Origin of the sequence: Undibacterium sp. CY21W, assembly GCF_014284265.1 — a bacterium.
Lineage (GTDB): Bacteria > Pseudomonadota > Gammaproteobacteria > Burkholderiales > Burkholderiaceae_D > Undibacterium > Undibacterium aquatile.
This window is the reverse complement of the sequence record NZ_JACOGE010000003.1, coordinates 153,008-175,447: the sequence shown is the minus strand read 5'-3', so window position 1 is coordinate 175,447 and position 22,440 is coordinate 153,008. Positions and strand designations below refer to the sequence as shown.

Here is a 22,440-nt window from a genome sequence, read left to right as displayed (position 1 = left end):
CAACTGACTCCCGACCATCAAAACTCTTCCCAGGCATCTGATGCCGCTTTTTTCTCAGGAGCAGTATCATTCACTTGCCTGAGTCTTTTAATACTTGAGGTCTGCGCCCTCACCACAGCAGCTTTTTTACCAGGCAAAGTCGTTGTTACACGCTTTGTGACGGGTTCAGTGCCCGCAAGCGGGATCGCTGTCATATTAGCGAGCTGAAATGTACTGACAAGCTGGCTGAGATGATCCGCCTCATTCTGCAACGCCGACGCTGAAGCTGCAGCTTGCTCCACCAATGCAGCATTTTGCTGCGTCACATCATCCATCTGAACGATTGCCTCATTGATTTGTTCGATGCCTGCGGTTTGCTCTTGCGTCGCCATCATGATTTCACTCATTATGCTGGTCACGCGCTGAATACTATTGACAATTTCGACCATGGTCGATCCCGCCTGATCAACCAGTTTCGCACCAATTTCCACCTTACTGACCGAATCGTCAATCAACTTTTTAATCTCTCTGGCAGCTTCAGCAGAACGCTGAGCAAGACTTCTCACCTCCGTAGCAACCACGGCAAAGCCACGCCCCTGCTCACCTGCGCGGGCTGCCTCAACGGCGGCGTTCAGTGCAAGAATGTTGGTCTGAAAAGCAATACCATCAATCACCCCGATGATGTCGACAATCTTACGAGACGATTCGTTGATCGAGCCCATCGTCTGAACGACCTCGGCAACAACGGTACCGCCTTTGACCGCAACATCTGAAGCGGACACCGCAAGTTGATTTGCCTGACGCGCACTATCGGTGTTCTGCTTCACAGTTGACGTCAGTTCTTCCATTGAAGAGGCGGTTTCTTCCAGCGAGCTGGCCTGTTGTTCTGAACGGGAAGACAAATCCAGATTTCCTGAGGCGATCTGCTTTGAAGCTGACGCTATCGTTTCAGTACCGGCACGCACCATACCGACGATATCAGCAAGACCATCACGCATAACGCGCATTGCGTGCATAAGACTATGCTCGTCGCCTGCGGCCAGTTGGATATCGACACTCAGATCCCCAGCGGCAATTTTTTCTGCAATTTTTACCGCATAACGTGGCTCGCCACCTAATTGCCTCAGCAGGCTACGGATAATCAGCCACGAAGCGAGCACACCAACCAGGATCGCCAGCAATCCCAATATGATCAGCATTTTTCGTGCGTCACGATAATCTGTTTCCGCTTTAATGACTGCTTCTTTATTCTCCTTTTCCTGATCTACGACAAAATCATTGATCAGTTCCCACCATTTCTTTTGTACCGGACGATATTCATAGCGCAGAAGCTTATAAGAATCATCTTTATTACCTTGCTGAATTAATTGCAGACTTTTATCGATGAAAGGCTCAGATAATTTTGCCTGTTCACGGATTTTATTTAACAAACTAAGTTGTGCGTCATTCGTCTCGCTATCCCGCTTCATGAGTTGCTCTAATTTATCCTCGGCCTCATGGTATTTTTTATTCTGGGCAGTAATACGATCAACTTCTATCTGTATCTCTTTTTGTTCAGTCAGCAACAACAAATTCCGCAGCGCCAATGCTCTCTCAGTAACCGTCAGATACATACTCTGCGCCAACCGTATTTCCTCATCGTTAAAGTGAACGATTTGTTCCATCCGCTTATTCATCTGATGCAGATAGCTGATCCCCAACACGAGCACGATTAACAAAAAACTCAATACCAGACCAAATCCGGCGGTTAAGCGACTTGATACCTTGGTGTCTTCAATTCTCATGATTTGTGTCTCCCGGTAATGAAATGAATACTGAAATACTCAATGTCTGGTACGGTGTAGCTCACTATCTGAATCGTTTTTTAATCGTCTGCTGTCGTCTGCTTTCTATATACATCAATGTAATTTATTAATACTTGTAAATCTAATACCATATTTAATAACATATTAATATTTGTCAATTTAAATATGAAAATACGTCGCACGAAAATATTTTTGCCAGGATGATGTCTCCGTCCTGCATCAGATTTGCAAAGTGAACGTCATACAAATAAAAAAGCGCACCGTATAAACAATGCGCTTTTAAGGATGCAGCCAGGGACTGCTACAAAGAGGTGTTTTCTATCAGATCAGACAAGGAATTTTTCAATCCTCAATTCGCTATCTCTTCGGTTCACAAAGGGTGAGACATAGATACGTGTGGAATACCGGCTTCCATAAAAACCTCGCCATCGCGTGAAAATCCTTCTTTCACATAGAAATTTTCAGCTGTCTGTTGTGCATTCAGTCGCACGCCGGTATCTCCGCGCAGTTTTGCCTGCTCCATCAGGATACGCAGTATCTGCGCACCGACACCGGAATTGCGGGCGGACTCCAATACAGCCATGCGACCAATATGACCGTCAGGCAGCAAACGACCTGTGCCTATCGCCTGATTCTCTTCATCATAAGCAACAGCATGCAGACACTGGGCATCCATCACATCCCATTCCAGCTCAACAGGAATATGCTGCTCAATCACAAAAACAGAATAACGTACTGCCTGTGCGTCTTTTTGCAAGGTAGTCCAATCACCTAAAACAATGCGTGCGGGAGTCATCATCACAAGTCACTCTACTGGTTTCAATTTTTCAAAGCTGGTGATTATCGCACGCCAATCTGCCGGAAATGCAACTCCCTTGCGCAGTGTGGTATCGGCGTACACATAAGTTAATTCACCCGATATCAGATGTTCTTCACCCCGAAAAATTTCAATCAAAAACTGGATGGACGAGCGACCTATCGTCTGACAGCGCACGCCTATATCCAGCACATCATCAAACCTGGCAGATGCCAGATATTCTATGCCGGCCTTGCGGGCAAACAATTCTTTGCCTTCTTTGGCCTGCATGATTGCGCTGGGCAAACCTGTTGCGCGCCAGTATTCGGTGAAGGCGACATCGAAATAAGTCAGGTAATGCCCATTAAAAACAATCCCCTGCATATCGACTTCCGACCAGCGCACTCGTAAGGCATGAAAAAAAGCGAAATCGGATCTTGCCATGATAAATCTCTGTTAAAAATCACTACGGTGTTTCGTTGTTGTGCATCCGCTGATGTCGCGGATGCACACACTCATTCTGCAAGAAACTGCCGTATCAGTTGATTGATGCGTTCAGGCTGCTCATGAATAATCCAATGCGAACCCTCGGCAATGCGCTCAATACGCACGTCGGTAACGAAATCTTCGATGCCATTCAACAGGGTTTTCGGCAAGGCTTTATCGTTCTCGCCCCAAATGATGCGGGTTGGCACATTCACTTTAAAATCATCCGGATTCAGATGTAATTGCAAAGGTCCCTGATTTTCAGCGGTGGGTGGGTGCAGCGGCGAAGCACGATAATAATTTACTCCGCCTGACAATCCCTTGCGCCAGCAATCGTGATACCGACCGCGGGTTGCCTGGTCAAACCAGGTCGCCTGCGCCTGCCCCATACCGTTAAAGAATCCATCCATCAACGCGAAATCATCTTTTGCCAGCGCGGTTTCAGAATCGGTTGCGCGCAGCCAGTTCATGTATTCGCTGGCGGACTTTTGTGCAGGATCGTTCGCCAGTGCCTGCATAAACAGATAAGGATGCGGAGAATTAATGATGATCAGTTTTTCTATCATCGCAGGTAAAGCGATGGCCATATTCCAACATACAGCACCGCCCCAGTCATGCGCGACAACGATGGCTTTCTGATAGCCCAGATGCTGAATCAGTAAACGCAAATCATCGACGATATGTTTTGCTTTGTAGGCACTCAGATCGGCGGGCATATCGGATAAATTAAATCCTCGCAAATCCGGTGCGACTGCAAAATAATCACGACCAAATTCGGGTAACTGCGCCGCCCATTCATACCAGAATTCAGGAAAGCCATGGACAAATAAGATCAGCGGTTGCCCCTGCTCGCCAGCGCTGGCGTAATGCAGGCGGGTATCATTATCTAAAGTGGCAAATTGATTTGCCTTTATCGTTGCGGTCATCGTGTCTCCGGATCATCTGTAAATAAGAGCGTCGCGGTCAGCACCTGAGTCTGCGCTCTTCGTGCTCACAGCGACTTTTCCTGACTCATTTTTTTATTGATTTATACCTTCAGTTTTTCTCTGAGCATATCGCGGATATGCGGTGCCGCCTTGTATGGGTCACCCGGATTACGTTGCAAGACGATATCTTCCATGCGTTCCTGCACATTACTCAAGGCACCCGGATGCGAGAACACGTAAAACTGTTCATCGCTGATCGCTTTAAACGTATTTTCTGCGACTTCCTGTGCCGTCACTTTACCCGAGCTGACAGCCTTATCAGACATCGCCTGCGCGGCACGCTGACTGGCCGTTGGCGCTGCGCCAGGCACATCTTCCGGACGATTTCTGTGCGATTGTGAAATGCCGGTCGGTACAAAATAAGGACACAACACTGAAGCGCCGATCGGTGCTGCAACCAGCTTCAGATCTTGATACAGGGATTCAGTCAGCGAGACAACTGCATGTTTGGAAACGTTGTAGACAGCCATCGTCGGCGCGTTCAGCATCCCGGCCATTGATGCGGTGTTCACAATATGGCCTTCGTATTCCGGATCTTTTTTGGCACACTCCAGCATCAGATTGGTAAAGATGCGAACGCCATGGATCACGCCCCACAAATTCACGCCCAATACCCATTCCCAGTCAGCCTGAGTATTTTCCCAGACCAGACCGCCAGAGCCGACACCGGCATTATTAAAGACCAGGTGAACCGCACCGAATTTTTCCATCGCCGCATCCGCCAGCGCCTGCACCTGTTCGGCATGACGGACATCGCAACGCATGGCAATCACTTGCGCACCAAGCTGTTCCAGCTCGGCCTTAGTCTTATCCAATGCATCTTGCTGCACATCCGCCAGCACCAGCTTCATGCCCAGACGGGCACCGATCAATGCAAATTCACGACCAAAACCGCTTGCTGCACCTGTAATGACGGCCACTCTGTCTTTAAATACTTTCATTTTGTCTCCTGATTTTTACGCATGAAAAGGGGATATCACTCCCTGATCACACAGTTGTTGAATTTATTTTTCAGTTTATTTTTGAGTTTATTTTTCAGCTCAGCTTTTTGAGTTTATTTTTCAGCTCAGCTTAACGAGCTGTTTACCAAAATTCTGTCCTTTCAGAAGGCCGATAAATGCCTCTGGTGCTTGCGCAATACCTTCAGCGATGGATTCGCGGAATTTCAATTTTCCGCTCGCCACCAGCGAGCCTAATTCTTTCAGACCCTGCGGCCATAAATCCATGTGTTCCGACACGATGAAACCGCGCATCGTCAGTCGCATCGTCAAAAATGCACGCGCATTTTTAATGGCAATCGGCTCGCCGTTGTAGCCAGAAATCATGCCGCACATCGCAATACGGCCAAACGGATTCATGCGCGCCAGACTCGCATCAAATACTTCGCCGCCCACGTTTTCAAAAACGGCATCAATGCCATCCGGTGTTGCTGCCGCCAGATCGGCATCCAGATTGCCAGCCTTATAGTCAACGCAAGCATCAAAGCCCAGCTCATTGACCACATAAGCACATTTTTCGGCACCACCGGCAATACCAACCACGCGGCACCCCATTTGCTTTGCCAACTGCCCGACCACACTGCCAACCGCACCGCTGGCAGCTGAAACGACAACAGTTTCCCCAGCTTTCGGTTGCATGATTTGCGTCAGGCCATACCACGCGGTCAGGCCCGGCATACCGACAGCACCAAGATAAGCCGATAAAGGAATCGGCGACGCCGCATCGAGTTTGCGCAACAATGCGCCGTCGGACACGGCCACTTCAGTCCAGCCCAACATGCCCAGCACTTTATCGCCAACAGCGAAGCGCGGATTGTTGCTGGCGATGATCTCGCCAACCGTGCCGCCTATCATGGTTTCATTTAAAGGCTGTGGTGCCGCGTAGCTTTTCGTTTCTTCCATACGACCACGCATATACGGATCGAGCGATAAGAAATGATTGCGGACTAACACCTCGCCATCCTTGATTTCTGGTAGAGGCAAGGTCTCAAGACGGAAATTATCTGCCCTAACATTACCTTGTGGACGGGAAGCTAAAACGATACGTTGATAAGTAGAAGACATAAATTAATCTCACTTCATTAAATGATTAGCCAGCGCCTGAAACGCACGGTAAGTGACAGGATCACTCGCGCCATTCGCAGCGACTGGATGGGATGAAAATTTGACGATGACCATTTCAGCCACCGGATCAATATAAATACGCTGACCATGAATGCCGCGTGCTTCAAAGGTCTGATGGGCGTTATGTCCTACCCACCACATATTGCGATACGAATAGCCGGGCAGCGTTTTGTAGCCTGCCTGAGCAAACTTTGCCGGATCACCGCCTTTGCGAATATCTGCCACCACTTCCTGCGGGATAATCTGCTGACCGTTAAACTGACCGCCGTTACGCATCATTTCGCCAAAACGCGCCATATCGCGCAGGGTCAGATTCAGACCGCCGCCGCCCTGCTCTGTGCCCAGACTATCGACCGCAAAATAGGCATCGTTTTCGGTACCCAGTTTCTGCCACAGACGTTCCGACATCAGATCAGACAAAGACTGGCCGGACGCGCGCCGTACTATCCACGCCAGCACTTCTGCATTCACGGTCTTATAGGCGAAAGCCTGATCGTGTTCGCCTTCTTTTTTCAGTTTAGTCAGGAAATCGTAAAAATTCTTAGGCCCGCTGTAACCGGGTGCTGTCGGCAGCAAACCACCGGCGCGCGCGTAATCCCATATCTCGGCTTTCGGGTCAGCGTAATTTTCGGAATACTGCACACCGATTGTCATATCCATGACCTGACGTACCGTTGCATCGGCATACGCGCTGTCCTTGAGCTCAGGGATATATTTCGTCACCGGATCAGCCGGATTAATTTTTCCTTCGGCTGCCAGCATGGCCGCTAAGGTACCGACAAAAGATTTGGTGACCGACATCGCAATATGCGGCAAATAAGGTTTGCTGATACCGAAATATTTTTCGTAGATCACCTTCCCGTTATGCATGACCAGCACACTGTCGGTGTAGGTATTAGCGAGCATATCCGCCCAGCGGATTTCGGTATTTTTACCGTCCTTGAAACGCAGATCATCGAGTGACTGCAATGCCTGCGGCAACACTGCAGCATGCCCGGCACCATGCCAGACATTCGAGGTTGGCCCCAGCTCACGGGAATGCGAGAACGACCAGCGGGTGCGAGGAAACTGATAACTGCTGCCATTCGCAAACTGTACGAGTTTATCCGGCGCGGGTGGAAAACCCTGCATCCAGCCCAGCTTTTGCGGGTCGGTGGCAGCGGGGTCGGGCAAGCTGCTCTGGGCGATGGCGCTGCTGATACAGAGCCCGCCCAGTATCGTTGCCAGCGCCGTGGTGGTGAAAGTCTGCTGCATGTTGTCTCCTGTTTTTTTAGTTGGACTTGCAAGCACTGCTTTTACTTTTCTGTTTTTACTTTTTACTTTTGTTTTTGCTGAGAGTCAGTACGTTCACGCGGCTCAGGCTTCTTCGTCCTGTCACTCCTTACCACATTCGTCAGCTCAAACCTTTCTAGTCACTGCCATATAACTTTTTCATGTTCTCACCCGACTTCAGGCGGCGCAGATATTTAAAAGTTCCCATCGCCTTGGCAACGAGCCTGTCGCCATTCCAGACTTCACCCTCACAAAAACACATCGTCGTTGATTGATAAAAAGCCTTACCACGCGCCTCGATACGGCCACCGGCGACACCACCGGGCTGCAGAAAACTGGTTTTCATTTCTACCGTGACGACGCCTTTCAGATCTTCATGCAGCGAACGCCCAGCCATGGCCATCACCACATCCAGCATCGTCATGATGACGCCGCCGTGAGTGATCTGCCAGCTGTTCATGTGGCGTTCCGTCAGATCGAGCGAAAGCCTGGCGTGACCATCTTCCATTTCCAGAAATTCGACACCCAGATCATGCAGAAAAGGATTTAATGTCTGGCTCGGCTGCTGCAATGCTTGCACTGCTGGAGTTTCGCTGCTCATACTTACACCGCCGACACACCGCCATCGACCGCCAGCGTCTGTCCGGTGATATGCTTGCCGGCATCCGAAGCGAACAACAGGGCAACACCTTTCAGATCCTCGTCATCACCGATGCGTTGCAAAGGCGCTTCTTTGGCGATTTTTTCTTCGCCCAGATGTTCGAGCAAACCCTTGGTCATTTTGGAAGGGAAAAATCCCGGTGCAATCGCATTGACCGTAATGCCGTGGACGCCCCATTCACCGGCCAGCGTGCGGGTGAAGTTGATCACCGCGGCTTTCGACGTGTTATACGCGATGGTTTGCATCGTTCCCGGCGCATTACCCGCCAGACCGGCAATCGAAGCGACATTGATAATCCGCCCCGATTTGCGTGGAATCATGGAACGCTTACCGACCGCCTGCGACAGTAAAAAGATACTGCGGATATTCAGATTCATGACCTTATCCCAGGCATCGACCGGATAATCTTCCGCCGGAGCACCCCAGGTGGCGCCAGCGTTGTTGATCAGAATATCGATATGCCCAAGACGTTTTAATGCTTCATCCACCAGCGGCGTCACCGCTTCTTCTTTGGATAAATCAGCAGCGATGGCGCTGGCCTGAATACCACGGCTTTGCAAATGCGCAACGGCTTCATCCAGATCGGATTGCTTGCGCGAAGATAAAACAATGCTGGCGCCCTGCTCACCCAGCGCTTCCGCCATTTGCAAACCCAGACCACGGGAACCGCCCGTGATCAGAGCGGTTTTACCACTCAGATTGAATAATTGCTGAACTGTACGTGCTGTGCTCATCGGTCGTCTCCGTTTATGTCAAAATTTATGCCGAAATTTATGTCGAATTTATGCCGAAATTTGTTCTGAAAAATGCGATAAAAAAGAGGATAAAGGGGGAGTATCCTTCAAAATCCCCTTTATCTCCTTATATTCATTGGGCTTTAAAATATACTCCCGGGAGTATTAAAACCAGTTATCTTGCATGTCGTAGGTCGTTGTATCGATGCTGGCGAGTAAATCCAGTTGCGGATGTACCTTCGGTAATTCCCATTGAAAGAAATATTTACACGCCTGCAGCTTGCCGGCATAAAAGTCTGCGTCATGCGCATCCTCTTTATGCAGACTCAGCAACGCCTGCTCCAGCCATATCCACGCCAGCACGGTGTGACCGAAAGCTTCCAGATAGGCAGATGCATTTGCCAGTGTCTTATTGGTGTCGCCACAGGCATGCAATTGCTGCGTCACTTGCGCAAGACGCTGCAACACCCGCGCCAGCGCTTTGTCGTAGGCCGCCAGCTCAGGATGCGTTGCGGCTTTTAACAGGGTTTTATGTATCGCCGTACCCAGTGCCTCGAGCGCAGCGCCATCCTGCATCACGACTTTGCGGCCAAGTAAATCCAGCCCCTGAATGCCGTGCGTTCCCTCATGAATCGGGTTCAGCCGGTTGTCGCGATAAAACTGTTCGACGTTATATTCACGGGTGTAACCGTAGCCGCCATGCACTTGTATCGCCAGATTATTCGCTTCCAGACACCATTGCGAAGGCCAGGATTTAGCGATAGGCGTCAGAATTTCCAGCAACAGGCTGGCGTTTTGCCGCGCTTCCGGCGTGGTGCCGGTGCGCTCTTCATCGACCAGTCGCGCGCAATACAGCGTCAACGCCAAGCCGCCTTCGACATACGATTTTTGCGCCAGCAACATGCGTTTCACATCCGTATGCTGAATGATAGGCAACTGCGGCGCTGCCGGATCTTTGTTCAGCGGCGCGCGTCCCTGCGGACGATTACGGGCGTAATCGAGTGCATGCAGATAGCCGGTATAGCCCAGCATGACCGCGCCAAGACCGACACCGATACGGGCTTCGTTCATCATGTGGAACATATTCGCAAGTCCGCGATGCAAAGTGCCAACCAGGAAACCGATGGCACCGGCTTTGCCCTGTGGCTTGTACTTGCCTTCACCAAAATTCAGCAGGCAATTCGTGGTGCCACGATAACCCATTTTGTGATTCAGGCCAGCCAGCACCACATCATTACGCTCGCCCGGATTGCCCTGCTCGTCCAGCACGAACTTAGGAACGATAAATAAAGAAATACCTTTCACGCCGGGAATCAGTTTGCCGTTGTCATCCGGCACTTTTGCCAGCACCAGATGAATAATATTTTCTGACAGCTCATGTTCACCGGCAGAGATCCACATCTTGTTGCCGGTCAGTCTGAAACTGCCATCGGCCTGCGGCTCGGCACGGGTGGCGATATCGGACAAGCTGGAACCGGCCTGCGGTTCGGACAAACACATGGTGCCGAAGAAACGCCCCTCCAGCATAGGTTTGACATACGACTCGATTTGTTCCGGCGTGCCGCATTTCAGCAAGGTATTCGCGTTGCCTATCGTTAAAAACGGATAGGAGGCGGTACCAACATTGGCACCCTTGAAATACGCAAAACCGGCTTTTTCAACCACGCAAGGCAGTTGCATACCGCCGAAATCAAAGTCCTGACCGGCGGCCAGTAAGCCCGCATCGCGAAACGCGTTCAGGGCAGTTTTGACTTCAGGAATCATATGCACTTTTTCGCCATCGAAATGCGGCTCATTCTGGTCGCTTTTCTTGTTGTGGGTGGCAAATAAGTCGGTCGCGATTTGTTCGCAGGTATCAAGCGCTGCGCTGAAAGTTTCGCGGCTATGCTCAGCAAAACGGGGACGTTGATTGAGGGATTCGACATTCAGCCATTCGTACAGCAAAAAATCGAGGTCGCGGCGGGAGAGAATTTTGGATGACATGGCAGTTCCGGTGAAGTTTCGGAAAATGGTGATCAGACCTTGAATCAGACATTTAGTAAGACCATAAGGCAGTTCATGCGAGACAGTGTCAGCGACACCGGCTCACATGAACGCCCAAGACCAGACTTTATCAGACGACTTCAAATAAACCGGCTGCGCCTTGTCCGCCGCCGATACACATCGTCACGACCACATACTTCACACCACGGCGTTTGCCTTCGATCAATGCATGACCCGTCAGACGAGCGCCGGATACACCGTAAGGATGGCCGACCGCAATCGCACCGCCGTTCACATTCAATCTGTCCATAGGAATACCGAGCTTGTCGGCGCAATACAAAACTTGTACCGCGAATGCTTCATTCAATTCCCACAAACCGATGTCTTCTACTTTCAGGCCAGCTTTTTTCAACAGTTTAGGAATCGCAAACACAGGGCCGATACCCATTTCGTCCGGTTCGCAACCAGCGACAGCGAAACCACGGAAAATACCCAGCGGTTGCAAGCCTTTAGCTTCAGCGACTTTACTGTTCATGACGATAGCAACTGAAGCGCCATCGGAAAACTGGCTTGCATTCCCCGCAGAGATCACACCACCCGGAACAGCAGAACGGATTTTTGATACTGCTTCCAGCGTCGTGTCTGCGCGAATGCCTTCATCCGCCGCGATCGTGACTTCACGTGTCACGAGCATACCAGTTGCTTTGTCGGCGACACCCATGGTGGTCGTCATCGGCACGATTTCAGCGTTGAACAGGCCGGCCGCTTGCGCTGCTGCTGCACGTAACTGGCTTTGTACGCCGTATTCATCCTGACGTTCGCGGGAAATGTTGTAACGCTTGGCGACTGTTTCTGCGGTCTGCAACATCGGCCAGTAAACTTCTGGCTTGTGCTGTTTCAACCAGGGCTCCACCAACATGTGCGTGTTCGCTTCATTTTGTACGCAGGAAATAGACTCAACACCGCCAGCAGCATAAATATCACCTTCACCGGCAATAATGCGCTGCGCTGCCATCGCGATTGTTTGTAAACCGGACGAGCAAAAACGATTCACAGTCATGCCGCTGGTCGTTACCGGGCAACCGCCACGCAATGCGATCTGACGGGCGATATTGCTGCCAGTCGCACCTTCAGGTGTCGCACACCCCATGATGACATCTTCCACTTCTGCTGAATCGATACCAGCGCGGGATATCGCTGCGGCTAACACATGCCCACCGAGAGTGGCGCCATGCGTCATATTAAAAGCCCCTTTCCAGGACTTAGCTAAACCAGTGCGGGCGGTAGAAACAATAACTGCATCATTCATGAGGTGTCTCCTGTGAGTTGAATTTTAAGTAATTCTTGGTGCTACTAAAAACTGACTACTGAAAAACGGATCTGCACAACCTGAGCAGGTAATGCACCTGCAAATACTGTCCCGTTACTACATTCCTCTCTGTGTACAGCCACATTAAGACGCAGCAATGCAGATAAAAACGGAAGCGGAATAGATTGCTTGCGAAGCAGAATAGCATAATTTAGTACGACCGTTCGCAAAATTTTCAGCTTATTTTATTCCTATTTTTCCGGCAAAAAATCAGCGAAAAAATTTTCACTCTTGTAAGTTTCTGTAAGTTTGAAGAAAGCATGCCGTAAGTTTCAGCTTGCACACTCAAGTTGTGCAAAAAATGTCAGAAGTTCTATTTCCACCAATGACAGGCTTTGCCAACATACTTTATATATATAAAACATAAATCAGGAGACAAGCATGGCGACAGCACCTATTGCAACGTCAAGCGGAATGACAGCGGAAGAGCGCAAAGTAATTTTTGCATCTTCTCTGGGGACCGTTTTTGAATGGTATGACTTTTATCTGTATGGCTCACTGGCAGCCATCATCGCTAAGCAATTCTTTGCTGGCACCGACCCTAACACGGCGTTCATTTTTGCCTTACTGGCATTCGCCGCCGGCTTTATCGTCCGCCCTTTCGGCGCGCTGGTATTCGGTCGCCTCGGCGACATGATAGGCCGTAAATACACTTTCCTGGTCACGATTCTGATCATGGGTGGTTCCACCTTCTGCGTCGGCCTGCTGCCGGGCTATGCAAGTTGGGGAATTGTCTCGCCGATCATTCTGGTCTCTTTGCGTATTCTGCAAGGTCTGGCACTCGGTGGCGAATACGGCGGTGCGGCAACTTACGTTGCGGAACATGCTCCGCATGACAAGCGCGGTGCTTACACTGCATGGATACAAACCACAGCAACACTGGGCTTGTTCCTGTCATTGATGGTGATTCTCGGTACTCGTCAGGCAATCGGCGAAGAAGAATTCGCTTCATGGGGCTGGCGCGTTCCGTTCCTGGTGTCTGTGTTCCTGCTGGCGATTTCCGTCTGGATTCGCTTGTCCATGAACGAGTCGCCAGCGTTCGCGAAAATGAAGGCTGAAGGCAAAACTTCGAAAGCACCATTGACTGAATCTTTCGGCCAATGGAAAAACCTGAAAATCGTTATTCTGGCGCTGGTTGGTCTGACAGCTGGCCAGGCTGTGGTTTGGTACACAGGTCAGTTCTACGCTCTGTTCTTCCTGCAACAAACATTGAAGGTCGATGGTGCGACAGCGAATCTGTTGATCGCTGCCTCTCTGGTTATCGGCACACCGTTCTTTATCGTGTTCGGTTCACTGTCCGATAAAATTGGTCGTAAGCCTATCATTCTGGCTGGTTGCCTGATTGCTGCAGTAACTTACTTCCCGATTTTCAATGCGCTGACACACTACGCAAATCCAGCATTGGAATCTGCATTGAAAAATGCGCCAGTGGTTGTGACTGCTGATCCTGCTGATTGCCAATTCCAGTTCAACCCGACTGGCACGAAGAAATTCACTTCGTCCTGCGATATCGTGAAAGCGAAACTGGCGGCAGCATCTGTCAACTACTCCAATGAAATAGCGCCCGCTGGCACAGTTGCATCCGTTAAAGTCGGTGACAAAGTCATTACTTCTTTCAACGCAACAAGCTTGCCAAAAGACGAAGCAACAGCAAAAGATAAAGCATTCTCCAAAGAACTGGCTGATGCAATCAAAGCTGCTGGCTACCCTGCCAAAGCTGATCCTAAGCAGATCGATAAGCCGATGGTCTTGGTGTTACTGGTCATTCTGGTGATCTATGTCACGATGGTGTACGGCCCTATCGCAGCGATGCTGGTAGAAATGTTCCCAACACGCATACGCTACACATCCATGTCCTTGCCTTATCATATCGGTAACGGCTGGTTTGGTGGTTTGCTGCCGACAACTGCGTTTGCACTGGTGGCATTCAAAGGCGATATTTACTACGGCCTCTGGTACCCGATCGTAATTGCATTGATGACGTTTGTGATTGGTGCCTTGTTCATCAAGGAAACCAAAGATAACGATATTTACGCTGACGATTAAGTCTCTAAACGGGCAAGTAATTGCGCGATAACCTACCGGTAAAAAGAGAAAGCCGCCCAATAATTTGGGCGGCTTTTTTATTCTGTCACGGCTTATTCCAGTAGTACTGAAAAAAATTACAACTGATAATCCATCATGAGTTGTGCCTGTTGATCAGCAACTTTTAATGTGGCCGCACTGCCGACAACCAGACTTGCGCGATCAGCAATATGCCCGAAAGGTAAGCCTGTAACGATAGGTACGTCGACTACGCTACGCACGTAGTTGAGCATCTCAGAAAAATCATAGCCACGATCATGCGCGGCCAGCTGATAGCCAGAAAAATCACCTAATACGATCGCTTTTTGCTTTTCAAGAATACCGGCAAAATGCATTTGCAACAGCATGCGCTCTACGCGGTACGGATGTTCGCCTATATCTTCCAGAAACAATATTCCATCTTCCACTTCTGTCCAGTAAGGCGTTCCTATGATATGGGTCAGCATCGCCAGATTGCCTCCCCACAAACGCCCCTGCACTTCAATTGCAGACGATTCTGCACAAGAAAACCCGACCTGATGACGCTGATGAGAAATGCAGTGAATGAATTGCGATAAGGTGTATTCCGACAGTTTGTCACTGGTGAAATCGCCGTACAGCATAGGCCCGGCAATACTGAGTCTTCCGCGCGCCAGCATAGCCTGATGCATTAAGGTGAAATCGCTGTAACCGACAAACACCTTGCCGCTATTCGCCAGCAAATCGAAATCCAGATGTGGCAACAGCCGTGAAAAACCATAGCTGCCACGCAACGCCATCACGATACTGACATCAGGGTTACTTGCTGCTGCGTGTAACTGCGCGACACGTTGCTCATCACTGCCACCGAAACGCTGAAATCGTTGTTCTGGCTGATAATAACTCTGCACGACAAAACCTTGCCGCTGCAGAGTTTCGAGACCGCGGACAACCGCAGCATCATCGAGTGGCCCGCCACTTGGTGCGACGACAGCAATGCCAACCGGCGCTTTTAATGTAAGAAGTGTGAATTGCATGGTGATCGGTTATTCCGAGACAGAGGACGACACGGTCGCCCTCGCTTGTAATTTCTGAGCCGCTGCCGCCTGACGACGACTGGCAAAAAAATCTTTCAACAGTGCCGCACATTCGTCAGCGAGCACGCCTGGCGTCACTTGTGTGTGATGGTTTAACTGCGTCTGATCAAAGATATTCAATAACGATCCGGCGACACCGGTTTTCGGATCCCGTGCAGCGAAAATCACACGCGATAATCTCGCATGCATCATCGCGCCGGCACACATCACGCAAGGCTCCAAAGTGACGTATAGCTCGCATCCGGGCAAACGGTAATTTCCGAGTACATCTGCGGCAGCGCGCAAAGCCATGATTTCGGCATGCGCGGTAGGGTCATGATCCACAATCGGACGGTTGTAGCCCGTTGCGATCACCACGCCCTCTTTTACCACCACAGCGCCGACCGGCACCTCCCCGGCAGCCCATGCGAGCTTTGCCTGCTCGTAAGCCAGACGCATAAATGCAATATCCGACTCAGCTTGCATGGTCGTCAACGCATCAGTCACGATCAGCCGTCTATCTCTGCCCAGCAATTAGGCGTTTCGTACAGAGTCACTTTGGTCAGTTTCAGACTACGACCAAAGCGATCATGGTAGACATCTTTAAGAATATCAAAAGCGATCTTCGCGAGGTTTTCAACGGTAGGAACGCGATCAATCACGACCGTTTTATGATCGGGAAGCTGCGCAAGAAAATTCTTAATCACATGATCGTTTTCATAAACGATAAAGGAATGATCCCACAGACCCACCAGATGCTGATTTGCCAGCGCCTTGATATCGCCAAAATCCATAATCATACCGTTATCGGACTCGCCGTCCTGTTGCACCACATCGCCAGTCAGCGTGATTTGCAAAGTATAGCGGTGACCGTGCAAATTGCGACACTGGCTGCTGTGATCGGGAATACGATGGCCTGCATCGAATTCCATTTTTCGGGTAATCGTTAACATGTAAAACTTAAGGAATTTGTAGGAGTTTATGTGTCTGCAAACTCAGCTTCCATTGCGGATGCAGCTTACAGAAATCAATTGCGCGACGCAGATTATCGTCTCTAAACGGACCATCCATCGCCTGCACGAAGTAATGTTCAAAATCAAGATTACCGTATGTCGCCATATCCTGCCCGATTTGCGGAATAACGACCTTGATTTCATTGCCCTTGCGAACTACAAGCTCCGAGCCCATTTTGGGACTCACGCAAACCCAGTCAATGCCTTCCGGTACAGACAAGGTGCCATTGGTTTCAATCGCAATTTCAAAGCCAACAGCATGCATCGCCGCAATCAGGTCCGCATCGAGTTGCAGTAACGGTTCGCCGCCAGTGAACACCACATATTTGCTGGCGGCATACGAATTTGGCCACAAGGCATTAATCGCTGCAGCCAGATCTTGTGCGGATTTAAATTTACCGCCCCCAACACCGTCAGTGCCGACGAAATCCGTATCACAAAACTGACAGACCGCTGATGCGCGATCCTCTTCCCTGCCAGTCCATAAATTGCAACCGGAAAAACGGCAAAACACTGCAGGACGACCGGCATGATTGCCTTCGCCCTGCAAAGTGTAAAAAATTTCTTTGACACTATAGGTCACGTCTTATTCCCACTCAATTGTTGCAGGTGGTTTGCCGGAAATATCGTAGACAACGCGATTAATGCCACGCACTTCATTGATAATCCGGTTGGAAACCTTGCCCAATAACTCGTGCGGCAGATGTGCCCAGTGGGCAGTCATGAAATCCTGCGTCTGTACCGCACGCAATGCCACAACGTAATCGTAAGTGCGACCATCGCCCATCACGCCTACCGATTTCACTGGCAGGAAAACCGCGAATGCCTGACTAGTCGCGTCATACCAGCTGACTGGTTTTTCAGCGTTTGGATCAACGAAGTTCGTGCGTAATTCTTCGATAAAAATAGCATCGGCTTTACGCAGCAGATCGGCAAATTCTTTTTTGACTTCACCAAGAATGCGCACACCGAGACCAGGTCCAGGGAACGGATGACGATATACCATGCCATGCGGCAGACCCAGCGCAACACCGAGCTTACGCACTTCGTCTTTGAACAGTTCGCGCAGTGGTTCCAGCAGTTTCAGATTCAGCGTATCCGGCAAACCACCAACGTTATGGTGACTCTTGATGGTATGCGAACCTTTTTTGCCTTTGCCAGCACTCTCGATCACGTCAGGATAAATCGTGCCTTGCGCCAGCCATTTGGCATTGCTCAGTTTGGCTGATTCTGCCTGGAACACCTCAACGAATTCACGGCCAATAATTTTACGTTTCGCTTCAGGATCAGTAACGCCATTCAGATGCCCCATGAATTGGGCGGTTGCATCAACGTGAATTACTTTGACACCGAGGTTTTTGGCGAACATGTCCATCACCATCTTGCCTTCATCAAGACGCAGCAAACCGTGATCGACAAACACGCAAGTCAGCTGATCACCGATCGCGCGATGAATCAGCGCGGCAGCAACGCTGCTGTCGACACCGCCGGACAAGCCGAGGATCACTTCATCGGTACCAACCTGAGCGCGGATTGCGGCGACGGCTTCGGCGATGTAATCCGGCATATTCCAGTCAGATTTACAGCCACAGATTTCATGTACAAACCGGCCAATGATTGCCTCACCTTGCACAGTGTGCGTGACTTCGGGATGGAACTGGACAGCGTAAAAACGGCGCTCTTCGTCCGCCATTGCTGCAATCGGGCAGTTATCCGTTGATGCCATCAGCTTGAAACCCGGTGGCATTTCATTGACTTTATCGCCGTGACTCATCCAGACCTTCAGCATGCCGTGGCCTTCAGGTGTCACGAAATCATTGATACCGTTTAACAAGGCTGTATGGCTGCGGGCACGAACTTCAGCGTAACCAAATTCACGTACCAGACCATTTTCTACTTTACCGCCAAGTTGCTCTGCCATGGTTTGCATACCGTAGCAGATACCCAGCACCGGTACACCGGCGTCGAATACAGCCATCGGCGCGCGTGGCGTATCACCTTCGGTTACACTGCTGGGGCCACCTGACAGGATGATGCCTGCAGCGCCGTAATTGCGGATAAATTCATCGCTGACATCGTAAGGATGAACTTCAGAAAAAACACCGGCATCGCGGACACGGCGAGCGATCAATTGAGTGACTTGAGAGCCAAAGTCGAGAATAAGAATTTTTGAGTGCATAAATCAAATCATCATGTCAGGTTGCCCGGGCGTAGCCTGTACAACAGTATTGTTTCCTGCTCTCTTTGCCGAGAGCAGGGCTTTTTCAGCTAAGCTGATTAATATTTCCGGATCCGCATCAGGGTACACATCAGTCGATGCCAATCCAACGCAAACCGTCAATGAAACTTCCGCGTTTTCTATCCATTCGGAATGCATCATGACTGACAGTCTGATTCTTTCTGCAACTGCCATCACGACCAAACGCGATGCTCCAGGCAACACAATCAGAAACTGATCGTTATCAAACCGCCCTAAAGCATCAAATGGACGAATACAAGAACGAATACGGCTCACCATTCGCACCAAGATCTGGTCAGTCAGAACCATGCCGTGTTTTGCCCGTAATTCAGCAATCTGATCCGGCAGTAAAAACAACAAGGACATTGGTTTGCCCGAATTGGCACAGCGTTCCATTTCCAGACGCAAAGAACGTATGATCGCAGGCTTGTTCCAAGTGCCGAGCAAGGGATCAACTAAGGTATCCCGCTTTAAGCGCCGGTTCTGCTTCATCAATTCAAGTTGATTCTGGCAAACGGCGCTCAACGCCAATTCCCGCTCGACCATAATCGCGAGATCAGCCAACAACAAGCGCTGCTCATCATCAAAAATGTGTGGCTGATAATCCAGCAAACGCAAACACGCCACCAGTTTGCCATCCTGACCGTAGACAGGAAACGAAGCAAAAAACCGGATCATTGGTGGGCCAGCAACAAAGCGGTGTTGCCCGAATTCGCCATGAACATTAAGGTCAGACAAAACCAACACTTCGTCACTCAATGGGAATTCGTCAGAAAACGCAGCTTCCATTTCAGTGATGGAACGCTCAGTAAGACCGGAGCGACCAACAACGCGACCAAATGTCACAAAACAATTGGCAACATCAAACAGCCCCATGCCCACACGTTCAAAGCGGGCAATTTTTGCTTCAAATTTTTCAGCTAATATTTTACTGAAACCAGAATTAACCTGAAGCGTTGTCAAACCAAAATCTGTCGAATTCAAAGACATGCAACACCCCAGGCGTATCGTTCAGATATCAATCGGCGCGATAATTCGGAGCTTCTTTCGTAATCTGCACGTCATGCACATGCGACTCACGCATACCGGCAGAAGTGATTTCAACAAACTCAGCTTTAGTCCGAAGATCTTCAATCGTCGCGCAACCGCAATATCCCATCGATGAACGGACGCCACCGACCAGTTGATACAGAATCGCCAGCACGCTGCCTTTATATGCAACACGACCTTCAATACCTTCTGGCACCAGCTTATCAGCGTTATTTGCCGCATCCTGGAAATAACGGTCAGCAGAACCATCGGCCATCGCGCCCAGGCTTCCCATGCCGCGATAGGATTTATAACTGCGCCCCTGGAACAGAATTACCTCACCCGGGGCCTCTTCTGTACCGGCGAACATACTACCCATCATTACGGTTGACGCACCTGCCGCCAATGCTTTGGACACGTCACCGGAGAAGCGGACACCACCGTCAGCAATACACGGCACACCTGTTCCTTTGAGTGCATTTGCCACATTTGCAATCGCTGTGATTTGCGGCACACCAACACCAGCAACGATACGCGTCGTGCAAATAGAGCCAGGGCCGATGCCGACTTTAACCGCATCTGCACCGTGTTCAACCAGCGCCAGCGCAGCCGCAGCCGTGGCGATATTGCCACCGATAACTTCAATATGCGGATAATTGTCTTTCACCCAGCGAACACGATCCAGCACACCTTTAGAATGACCGTGCGCAGTATCGACAACAATCACGTCCACACCCGCTTTAGCCAGCAAATCGATACGTTCTTCGTTATCGACACCAACGCCAACCGCTGCACCCACGCGCAATTTCCCATGCTCATCTTTCGATGCAAATGGATGTTCTGTCGACTTCTGAATGTCTTTAACGGTAATCAGGCCACGTAACTCGAAAGCGTCATTCACAACTAAAACGCGTTCAAGGCGATGTTTATTCATTAACCGTTTTGCTTCCGCCAGGTCGGCCGTCTCATTGACACACACCAGCTTTTCACGCGGAGTCATTTTTGTGCGGGCTTCTGCATCCAGCTCCTGCTCAAAACGCAGATCGCGATTAGTGATAATACCAACGACAACTTTACCTTCAACGACAGGAAAGCCACTGATACCGTGTTGTTGAGACAAGGCAATCACTTCACGGATTTTCATACCAGGTGGAATCGTGATCGGATCGCGCAACACCCCGGATTCAAAACGTTTCACCTTCGCCACTTCACGCGCTTGCTCTTTGGCGGTCAGGTTTTTATGGATGATACCGATACCACCCTCCTGCGCCATGGCAATCGCCAGTCTGGCTTCAGTAACGGTATCCATAGCAGCAGAAACCAACGGTATATTCAAATGAATATTACGCGTCAATTTAGTCGCAAGAGAGGTATCTTTCGGGAGAATGTCCGAATATGCCGGAACGAGGAGCACGTCATCGAACGTGAGTGCTTTTTGAAGTAAACGCATACTATTTCCTATAGGCGCAAAAGCGAATTATACAGAAAACTTGCGAAGTAGTCTCGCTACGTGTAAAACTCTTGCATCTTTTGCCCTCTTTGAAAGAATGACTTCATGTTAAAACTCAAGCTTATCAGTGGATTTATCATTGCCACGCTCACCTGCGCAAGCGCTTTTGCTCAATATATATGGGTGGATGAAAAGGGCAATAAACAGTTTTCTGACACCCCTCCTCCGGCATCGACCCCAAAAAACCGTATCATTAAATCTCCAGGACAGTCAGCAACAAAACCAGCAGAACCCAGCGATACTGCGAGCGCATCAAAAGACGCTGCAAATGCGCAGCAAAAACCAATGACAACGTCAGCGAGAAACGAAGATTTCAATAAACGCCGCGCTGAACAAGCTGAAAAAGATAGGAAAGCAAGTGAGGATCAACAGGCTAATGCTGATAAACAGAAAAATTGTGAACGCGCAAGGTCGTATCAGAAAGTTCTGGAATCGGGACAACGGGTAGCGACTACCGATAAAAACGGTGAGCGCAACTACTTGTCAGATGCACAGCGGGAAAAAGAAGCGGCGGATGTAAAAAAAGCACTGGCTGGCTGTCATTAATTTCAGCAATGACCGTTACACTGCCAATTTTTGCTGTTTCTGCGCGCGCCGCCGTCTGGCTTCCATAGGATCGGCAAGCAAGGGGCGATAGATTTCCACCCTGTCGCCCTCATGCAGAACCGCGCTCTCATCTTTCAGTTTGCCGTAAACCCCTATTTTGAGGGTATTGAGATTCAGCTCAGGATGCCGCTCCAAAATACAACTGGAATCGATCGCCTGACGAACACTGGCACCAAGAGGCACACTGACATTGAGCAAACTGACAGTATCACCGGATGAATAGCAAACCTGCACCTGAATTTTATTTTCATCAGGCATAAATCGCCTCCGCTCTTGAGCAAAATGAATCAACAAAACTATTTGCAATCTTGCTGAATACCGGACCAATCAAGTGTTCCAATAACTTACTGGAAAAATCATAATTGAGGTCGAACTCGATCTTGCAGGCATCCGGGCGCAATTCAGTAAACTTCCAGCCGCCAGTCAGTTGTCTAAACGGGCCATCAACCAGATTCATCTGCATAGAATGCGGCGGCTGATTGATATTTTTTGTGGTGAAGCTTTGTTTGATACCATGAAAGTTAATGGCAAGGGTTGCAATCAGATTCGTTTCCGATCTCTCCGCTACCTTAACCTCGCCACACCAAGGCAAAAATTCAGGGTATTTTTCGACCTGCTCAACCAGCGCAAACATCTGAGCGGCGCTGTATCCGATAAAAACTGTTTTATGTACGACTGCCATCTAAAGAAACCATTTGGTAGAATCACAGGTTCGCATTTTAACCGAGTC

Annotated in this window: 22 protein-coding genes; 2 read left to right on the top strand and 20 right to left on the bottom strand. The window is 49.7% G+C overall.

What is annotated here, in order from left to right; all coding sequences use genetic code 11:
• Window positions 1-17: 17 nt before the first annotated feature.
• From H8K29_RS08790 to H8K29_RS08740, 11 genes are all read right to left on the bottom strand, one after another.
• Window positions 18-1,763, bottom strand: coding sequence for a methyl-accepting chemotaxis protein (locus H8K29_RS08790; RefSeq protein ID WP_186897282.1), 1,746 nt, complete (start codon window positions 1,761-1,763; stop codon window positions 18-20).
• Window positions 1,764-2,154: 391 nt separating this feature from the next.
• Window positions 2,155-2,583, bottom strand: coding sequence for a GNAT family N-acetyltransferase (locus H8K29_RS08785; protein WP_370527164.1), 429 nt, complete (start codon window positions 2,581-2,583; stop codon window positions 2,155-2,157).
• A gap of 6 nt (window positions 2,584-2,589) precedes the next feature.
• Window positions 2,590-3,024: a thioesterase family protein gene (locus H8K29_RS08780; RefSeq protein WP_186897281.1), complete on the bottom strand. Its 435-nt coding sequence runs from the start codon at window positions 3,022-3,024 to the stop codon at window positions 2,590-2,592.
• 71 nt (window positions 3,025-3,095) lie between these two features.
• Window positions 3,096-3,992, bottom strand: a complete 897-nt coding sequence (locus tag H8K29_RS08775) for an alpha/beta fold hydrolase (protein WP_186897280.1) — start codon at window positions 3,990-3,992, stop codon at window positions 3,096-3,098.
• A gap of 101 nt (window positions 3,993-4,093) precedes the next feature.
• On the bottom strand, window positions 4,094-4,993 hold the full coding sequence (locus H8K29_RS08770; protein WP_186897279.1) for an SDR family oxidoreductase: 900 nt from the start codon (window positions 4,991-4,993) through the stop codon (window positions 4,094-4,096).
• Window positions 4,994-5,113: 120 nt separating this feature from the next.
• A complete protein-coding gene (locus H8K29_RS08765; RefSeq protein ID WP_186897278.1) occupies window positions 5,114-6,115 on the bottom strand; it encodes an NADP-dependent oxidoreductase in 1,002 nt (333 codons plus the stop codon).
• Window positions 6,116-6,124: 9 nt separating this feature from the next.
• A complete protein-coding gene (locus H8K29_RS08760; RefSeq protein WP_186897277.1) occupies window positions 6,125-7,429 on the bottom strand; it encodes a serine hydrolase in 1,305 nt (434 codons plus the stop codon).
• A gap of 154 nt (window positions 7,430-7,583) precedes the next feature.
• Window positions 7,584-8,048 carry a PaaI family thioesterase gene (locus H8K29_RS08755; RefSeq protein ID WP_186897276.1) on the bottom strand — a complete coding sequence of 155 codons (465 nt, stop codon included), beginning with the start codon at window positions 8,046-8,048 and terminating at the stop codon, window positions 7,584-7,586.
• Between the two features lie 2 nt (window positions 8,049-8,050).
• Window positions 8,051-8,842, bottom strand: coding sequence for an SDR family oxidoreductase (locus H8K29_RS08750; RefSeq protein ID WP_186897275.1), 792 nt, complete (start codon window positions 8,840-8,842; stop codon window positions 8,051-8,053).
• A gap of 165 nt (window positions 8,843-9,007) precedes the next feature.
• Window positions 9,008-10,825 (bottom strand): acyl-CoA dehydrogenase, encoded by a 1,818-nt coding sequence (locus H8K29_RS08745; protein WP_186897274.1) that lies wholly within the window; start codon window positions 10,823-10,825, stop codon window positions 9,008-9,010.
• 130 nt (window positions 10,826-10,955) lie between these two features.
• Complete coding sequence (locus H8K29_RS08740; RefSeq protein ID WP_186885483.1) at window positions 10,956-12,134, bottom strand: acetyl-CoA C-acyltransferase; 1,179 nt, start codon at window positions 12,132-12,134, stop codon at window positions 10,956-10,958.
• A gap of 441 nt (window positions 12,135-12,575) precedes the next feature.
• On the opposite strand from H8K29_RS08740, the gene H8K29_RS08735 reads away from it, so the two are divergent.
• On the top strand, window positions 12,576-14,240 hold the full coding sequence (locus tag H8K29_RS08735) for an MFS transporter (protein ID WP_186897273.1): 1,665 nt from the start codon (window positions 12,576-12,578) through the stop codon (window positions 14,238-14,240).
• Window positions 14,241-14,356: 116 nt separating this feature from the next.
• Here H8K29_RS08735 and H8K29_RS08730 read toward each other — a convergent pair whose 3' ends face one another.
• From H8K29_RS08730 to guaB, 7 genes are read right to left on the bottom strand one after another with little or no spacing between them, the layout of a single operon-like run.
• Entirely contained in the window at window positions 14,357-15,274 is a 918-nt protein-coding gene (locus tag H8K29_RS08730) for an LD-carboxypeptidase (RefSeq protein WP_186897272.1), read from the bottom strand.
• Window positions 15,275-15,283: 9 nt separating this feature from the next.
• The gene (gene tadA / locus H8K29_RS08725) at window positions 15,284-15,799 is read right to left on the bottom strand and encodes a tRNA adenosine(34) deaminase TadA (RefSeq protein ID WP_186897510.1); all 516 of its coding nucleotides are present in this window, start codon (window positions 15,797-15,799) and stop codon (window positions 15,284-15,286) included.
• 23 nt (window positions 15,800-15,822) lie between these two features.
• The gene (gene queD, locus H8K29_RS08720) at window positions 15,823-16,266 is read right to left on the bottom strand and encodes a 6-carboxytetrahydropterin synthase QueD (protein ID WP_186885486.1); all 444 of its coding nucleotides are present in this window, start codon (window positions 16,264-16,266) and stop codon (window positions 15,823-15,825) included.
• Window positions 16,267-16,273: 7 nt separating this feature from the next.
• Window positions 16,274-16,909: a 7-carboxy-7-deazaguanine synthase gene (queE, locus tag H8K29_RS08715; protein WP_186897271.1), complete on the bottom strand. Its 636-nt coding sequence runs from the start codon at window positions 16,907-16,909 to the stop codon at window positions 16,274-16,276.
• Between the two features lie 3 nt (window positions 16,910-16,912).
• Complete coding sequence (guaA, locus tag H8K29_RS08710) at window positions 16,913-18,505, bottom strand: glutamine-hydrolyzing GMP synthase (protein WP_186885488.1); 1,593 nt, start codon at window positions 18,503-18,505, stop codon at window positions 16,913-16,915.
• Window positions 18,506-18,508: 3 nt separating this feature from the next.
• Entirely contained in the window at window positions 18,509-19,555 is a 1,047-nt protein-coding gene (locus tag H8K29_RS08705) for a GGDEF domain-containing protein (protein ID WP_186897270.1), read from the bottom strand.
• A 28-nt stretch (window positions 19,556-19,583) separates the two neighbouring features.
• Window positions 19,584-21,044, bottom strand: a complete 1,461-nt coding sequence (gene guaB, locus H8K29_RS08700; RefSeq protein WP_186897269.1) for an IMP dehydrogenase — start codon at window positions 21,042-21,044, stop codon at window positions 19,584-19,586.
• Between the two features lie 105 nt (window positions 21,045-21,149).
• Here guaB and H8K29_RS08695 point away from each other — a divergent pair, with 105 nt between their 5' ends.
• Complete coding sequence (locus tag H8K29_RS08695; protein ID WP_186897268.1) at window positions 21,150-21,650, top strand: DUF4124 domain-containing protein; 501 nt, start codon at window positions 21,150-21,152, stop codon at window positions 21,648-21,650.
• 15 nt (window positions 21,651-21,665) lie between these two features.
• Here the strand turns inward: H8K29_RS08695 and H8K29_RS08690 are convergent, their stop codons facing one another.
• Both H8K29_RS08690 and H8K29_RS08685 read right to left on the bottom strand, forming a co-directional pair.
• Window positions 21,666-21,968, bottom strand: coding sequence for an RnfH family protein (locus H8K29_RS08690; protein ID WP_186897267.1), 303 nt, complete (start codon window positions 21,966-21,968; stop codon window positions 21,666-21,668).
• Window positions 21,961-22,392: a type II toxin-antitoxin system RatA family toxin gene (locus tag H8K29_RS08685; RefSeq protein ID WP_186897266.1), complete on the bottom strand. Its 432-nt coding sequence runs from the start codon at window positions 22,390-22,392 to the stop codon at window positions 21,961-21,963. The genes H8K29_RS08690 and H8K29_RS08685 overlap by 8 nt, the downstream gene beginning before the upstream one ends.
• Window positions 22,393-22,440 lie beyond the last annotated feature (48 nt).

Bases quoted from the DNA above. Each gene is read 5' to 3' on its own strand.
- H8K29_RS08790 (WP_186897282.1), bottom strand. From the start codon at position 1,763: ATGAGAATTGAAGACACCAAGGTATCAAGTCGCTTAACCGCCGGATTT.
- H8K29_RS08765 (WP_186897278.1), bottom strand. From the start codon at position 6,115: ATGTCTTCTACTTATCAACGTATCGTTTTAGCTTCCCGTCCACAAGGT.
- H8K29_RS08750 (WP_186897275.1), bottom strand. From the start codon at position 8,842: ATGAGCACAGCACGTACAGTTCAGCAATTATTCAATCTGAGTGGTAAA.
- H8K29_RS08690 (WP_186897267.1), bottom strand. From the start codon at position 21,968: ATGCCTGATGAAAATAAAATTCAGGTGCAGGTTTGCTATTCATCCGGT.
- H8K29_RS08745 (WP_186897274.1), bottom strand. From the start codon at position 10,825: ATGTCATCCAAAATTCTCTCCCGCCGCGACCTCGATTTTTTGCTGTAC.
- H8K29_RS08695 (WP_186897268.1), top strand. From the start codon at position 21,150: ATGTTAAAACTCAAGCTTATCAGTGGATTTATCATTGCCACGCTCACC.
- queD (WP_186885486.1), bottom strand. From the start codon at position 16,266: ATGTTAACGATTACCCGAAAAATGGAATTCGATGCAGGCCATCGTATT.
- H8K29_RS08730 (WP_186897272.1), bottom strand. From the start codon at position 15,274: ATGCAATTCACACTTCTTACATTAAAAGCGCCGGTTGGCATTGCTGTC.
- H8K29_RS08740 (WP_186885483.1), bottom strand. From the start codon at position 12,134: ATGAATGATGCAGTTATTGTTTCTACCGCCCGCACTGGTTTAGCTAAG.
- H8K29_RS08770 (WP_186897279.1), bottom strand. From the start codon at position 4,993: ATGAAAGTATTTAAAGACAGAGTGGCCGTCATTACAGGTGCAGCAAGC.
- guaA (WP_186885488.1), bottom strand. From the start codon at position 18,505: ATGCACTCAAAAATTCTTATTCTCGACTTTGGCTCTCAAGTCACTCAA.
- H8K29_RS08755 (WP_186897276.1), bottom strand. From the start codon at position 8,048: ATGAGCAGCGAAACTCCAGCAGTGCAAGCATTGCAGCAGCCGAGCCAG.
- H8K29_RS08705 (WP_186897270.1), bottom strand. From the start codon at position 19,555: ATGTCTTTGAATTCGACAGATTTTGGTTTGACAACGCTTCAGGTTAAT.
- H8K29_RS08785 (WP_370527164.1), bottom strand. From the start codon at position 2,583: ATGATGACTCCCGCACGCATTGTTTTAGGTGATTGGACTACCTTGCAA.
- H8K29_RS08760 (WP_186897277.1), bottom strand. From the start codon at position 7,429: ATGCAGCAGACTTTCACCACCACGGCGCTGGCAACGATACTGGGCGGG.
- H8K29_RS08685 (WP_186897266.1), bottom strand. From the start codon at position 22,392: ATGGCAGTCGTACATAAAACAGTTTTTATCGGATACAGCGCCGCTCAG.
- H8K29_RS08775 (WP_186897280.1), bottom strand. From the start codon at position 3,992: ATGACCGCAACGATAAAGGCAAATCAATTTGCCACTTTAGATAATGAT.
- H8K29_RS08735 (WP_186897273.1), top strand. From the start codon at position 12,576: ATGGCGACAGCACCTATTGCAACGTCAAGCGGAATGACAGCGGAAGAG.
- tadA (WP_186897510.1), bottom strand. From the start codon at position 15,799: ATGCAAGCTGAGTCGGATATTGCATTTATGCGTCTGGCTTACGAGCAG.
- guaB (WP_186897269.1), bottom strand. From the start codon at position 21,044: ATGCGTTTACTTCAAAAAGCACTCACGTTCGATGACGTGCTCCTCGTT.
- H8K29_RS08780 (WP_186897281.1), bottom strand. From the start codon at position 3,024: ATGGCAAGATCCGATTTCGCTTTTTTTCATGCCTTACGAGTGCGCTGG.